We start from the raw sequence: 4,225 nt of genomic DNA, 5'->3' as shown, positions 1-4,225 counted from the left end.
GATCGACACCGAAGGCGGTAGGATCGATCGTCAGGCATGTCAGCCAGCGGGTGGCACTGCCCCAAGGGGCTTCGGGCATGAATTCGATGCCGGGGAGGTGTGCGAGAGCTTGTTGGTAGATTTCGCAGTTGCGGCGGCGGGCGGCGACGCGATCGCTCAATACCATCAGTTGTCCGCGTCCGATTCCGGCGAGGACGTTGCTCATCCGGTAGTTATAGCCGATTTCGGAGTGCTGGTAGTGCGGTGCGGGATCGCGGGCTTGGGTGGCGAGGAATTTGGCTTTGGAGGTGATGCTGGCGTCTTCGGAGACTAACATGCCACCGCCGGAGGTGGTGATGATTTTATTGCCGTTGAAGGAGAAGATGCCGACGTCGCCAAAGGTGCCGGGAGAACGACCTTTGTAAGTTGCTCCGAGGGCTTCTGCGGCGTCTTCGATGGTCGCTACGCCGTATTGTTTGCAGATTTCGATAATCGGATCGAGATCGGCACTTTGACCGTAGAGATGGACGATAATGACGGCTTTGGGTAATTTGCCAATGCTGGCGCGTTGCTCTAGTGCGGCTTTGAGGATGAGGGGATCCATGTTCCAGGAAATCCGGTCGCTATCGATGAAGACGGGTTTGGCACCCAAATAAACGATCGGATTGGCACTGGCGGAAAATGTCAGGCTCGAACAAAATACTTCATCGCCAGCACCCACGCCGACGAGTTTGAGGGCTAAATGCAGAGCCGCCGTCCCCGAACTGACAGCAGTTGCATGACTAGAACCTACTGTTTGGCAAAACTCGCGCTCGAAGGCGTCAACATGAGGGCCGATGGGGGCAATCCAATTTGTTTCAAAAGCTTCAGTCACGAATTGATGTTCGCGATCGCCCATGTGTGGAGTTGAAAGCAAAATAGGTTTTGTCATTACCAGAAATTATAAATAAACGAAAATTGAGGGCGATATCGATCGGGCTAGATCGCAAATAGTAGATAGTCTAGTCGAGATGCTCCGTTTCGCCAGCGGCGAGGCTGTGCTTACGGCAGGCTACGCCAACGATCGGATGCTCCGATCGAATGGTGGCAGTCAGATGAAGATCTCGATTATCAATAAATTGAAGATCTGAATGTCTTTAAGTTCCCATCTTTCGGATTTGAGATCCAGAGTTTTTGCCATACTTTAATTACCCTGCATGTGGGTACGATCGAGGACTGCATAATGGCTGAGATCTATCTACTTTCCACTGAGAACTTAGTTTCAATTATACCCAGATTCATTTAGATCCAATCCGTATAACGTCGTAATTAGCGATCGATATTCCGATCGGATCGATTATTTTTTGACTGCGACATAGAGCATTCCTACTAGATCTCTCGCGGTCAATTCTCGATCGTCAGTCACCAATCGATCGGCCTCAATCTGAGTTTCGGTGCCGAGTGCGACGATCTCAAAACCAACGGAGCGTAAGAGGTCGCAAATTTCGGTGACTCGATACCAATAGGTATAGGGAGATCGATCGAAGATGGCGTTAGGGTTAAATTTACCGCCTAATTTCAGCCACGGCAGATCTTGAATCGATCGATCGTCGCCACGCAATTTTCTAATTAGTTTTAGATACGTCAAATAGCTGGAGTAGATAATCTGCGAACTCCGCGACTCAAAATTGAGAAACGAAAATAAGCCCGTACCGCCCGGTTTGAGGATGCGATATGATTCTTGGAGTGCTTTGAGACGAGCTGCGCTGGTTTCGATTAGGCAAATAATCTGTTGTAAGTAAATAATTTGGTCGAAGCTATTATTTGGATAAGCTAATTCGATCGCATCTCCCACTTGAAAATCGATAGTTCGATGGGGATCGCGCTCGATGGCTCGATCGATTAGTGCGGGAATACAGTCAAAGCCAGATAGATCTGTAAAGCCCAGCTCTTGCATTTTAAATAAGATTCGGCCACCATTGGTACCTGCTTCAACTGTCTTCAGTTCTGGCTGAAAGTATTTTTGGATTAGATATTGTTCTTGGACGTCTAAGTTTTGTAATTCAAGCCAAGTTGAGAATTCTACACCACTATATAGATCTTTAGTCGTACTTGAAGATGACATTTTTTTACATTCTAATATCCTAAAATATTAAGATTGTTCTACCAGTAATGACGTGTCAATTTATACAGATCTTAACACGATCGATAGACAGGGAAGAAAGATGTGCTCTCAAATTCGGCAATTGTCTTATTTAAAGACTCAGCTCTCAACTGCGTTAAACGAGCGTAGAGATCTTTGTTGACTATGCTTTGCATAGTCATAAAAGTACCAACGCGATCGGAGAAGCCAGATTTAAAATGAAATAATGAATCGCGACTGCTACCCAACCCACCGCCTAGATTTAGGTACTGATTACCTCGCTGTTGTCCCCATTCGATCGTCTGGTGAAACATGATAGTTGTGGGCGATTGGGGTAAAAATTCGGTTTTGGTACCGCCCAAGTGATACTGAACGATACCGCTGGATTCTGTAACTAGACTAGCAGCAGCAGTTCTGCCATCTATTTCGACTACGCAGATCTGCAATCGATCGCCTAGTACCTCACAAAATTTTTCAAAATAGTCGCGCGAGAAGAAATAAGCAGCGTTGGCATTTACTCTACTCATTGTTTCGATGTAAATATCGATAAATACATCTAAATATTTATCTACTGTTTCCATTCTCGCAACAAATCCAGATCGCCTAAGTTTATTAATTTTAGTCCGATGATTCGCTCTCATCTGTTTCCAAATTGCTTCCGGATCGTTAGCAAGGTCGCAAATGACTACATCGCCACGTTCGCAAATTAGAAATCGTTCTGGATTGGAAGTCTTCGGGTCGATATAACTATTAATAATTGGATGCAATCTTAGAAATGCCGAGCAGATATTTTTTTCGTACCACCGCTCGTAAATAGTATTCAAGCATCGATCGATAAAGGTCGGATTTTGTCCGGCTTGGTTTACCAACATCCCTGGATAACCATAGGGAGAAATAACATCATAAATTGGTTCGCCACACAGCCGATCGATATCCATCGTCCGATTCTCTTGCAGAGAGGCTATGCCAACGCAATCGCGCAGGATATAAGGTAAAAAAAATACTTGCTCTCCATCTTTGACAAGTATTGCTTCTGGATGACCGTCATGCCGCTGGGCTTCTAATTCTAAGTATCCAGGCAGATGATAAAAGTCATGAGGGATATCATTCAAGCATTCCTGCCAATCTGAATCTGTTGGCGAAAGAACTTGAGTATTCATCGAGCTTAGTGAAAGTATCCTCACGATCGTACTTTAATTTCCTAATATTTTCGTGTTAAAAATGCTACATCTAGCCAAAATTGCGACATTATGCGCGCGTGAGGTAACTTCAAAGCTATTCATCCCGTTCTGACTAGCTTTGAGGGTTACTCTGATTGGTAATTTCTGTAATATATGATGCGCGTACATACTTAGATTGCCCTAGTTTTGTTTAAAACCATCATCAACATAAAAATGGCCTGCAAAAATCTTTGCAGGCCATTTGTGCGGGACGATATTAATTAGGAATTTAACGAGCGGCGGCTAGCAGCCTGCCTAAGATGGCTTGTGCGGCTTTTTGGCCGGGGGGTAGCGATCGCAGATAACCATCAATGCCAACGGTCGAGCTTTGAGTTGCAGCAGCGCGAGCGAGCGATGTGATGTAGTTGTTGTAGGCACTGACCGCACCAGTGAGAATGACCGGATCGATCGATCCATCGCCGCTTCTAAGCCCCACCATCGATTGGGCGAGTTGTTGAGCGGGGATGCCACCACCGAGGGCGACGACAAGCGCATCGCGTTCTGGGGGGTTGGAGTTGAGCGGTGCGTTAATGACAGCTAGGGCAGTTGCAGCGGCACTAGGATCGACTTCGATCGAGTTGGCACCTACTGTTTGGGTGCCGCTAACGCTGGCAGCGGTGAGGTTGGCACTAACAGCATTGATACGGCTTTGGACGCCCTCGGCAAAGGTAATTTTGGTGGTTCTACCTGGGGTGGCACCGCTACCGACGACGCCGTTGATGGGATCGGAGCCGTAAGGGGGGTTGCCGATAATATCTACGAATCTTTGGGCGTGCGCTGCGTTGCTAGCCAGCAGCATCAGTGTGAGGGTGGAGATCGTTGCTAGGGATATGTTTTTGATGTTCATTTGTTCGATTCGGTTGGGTTTGGTGTCGATTTGCGATCGTGGTTGTTGTTACTGTGG

General features: G+C 46.8%; 4 protein-coding genes. All 4 read right to left on the bottom strand.

What is annotated here, in order from left to right; translation table 11 throughout:
- Positions 1 to 910, bottom strand: a 910-nt coding sequence (locus C7B77_RS25070; protein ID WP_106311359.1) for a DegT/DnrJ/EryC1/StrS family aminotransferase, incomplete at its 3' end; no start/stop codon positions are given.
- A gap of 405 nt (positions 911 to 1,315) precedes the next feature.
- A complete protein-coding gene (locus C7B77_RS25065) occupies positions 1,316 to 2,083 on the bottom strand; it encodes a class I SAM-dependent methyltransferase (protein WP_106311355.1) in 768 nt (255 codons plus the stop codon).
- Between the two features lie 71 nt (positions 2,084 to 2,154).
- Positions 2,155 to 3,261: a GNAT family N-acetyltransferase gene (locus tag C7B77_RS25060; protein WP_106311352.1), complete on the bottom strand. Its 1,107-nt coding sequence runs from the start codon at positions 3,259 to 3,261 to the stop codon at positions 2,155 to 2,157.
- 289 nt (positions 3,262 to 3,550) lie between these two features.
- Positions 3,551 to 4,168 carry a hypothetical protein gene (locus C7B77_RS25055; protein ID WP_146138511.1) on the bottom strand — a complete coding sequence of 206 codons (618 nt, stop codon included), beginning with the start codon at positions 4,166 to 4,168 and terminating at the stop codon, positions 3,551 to 3,553.
- Between the last annotated feature and the right edge of the window lie 57 nt (positions 4,169 to 4,225).

The organism is Chamaesiphon polymorphus CCALA 037, assembly GCF_003003845.1.
In the GTDB taxonomy this organism is placed as follows: Bacteria; Cyanobacteriota; Cyanobacteriia; order Cyanobacteriales; family Chamaesiphonaceae; genus Chamaesiphon; species Chamaesiphon polymorphus.
This window is presented reverse-complemented; position numbering and strand designations above follow the sequence as displayed.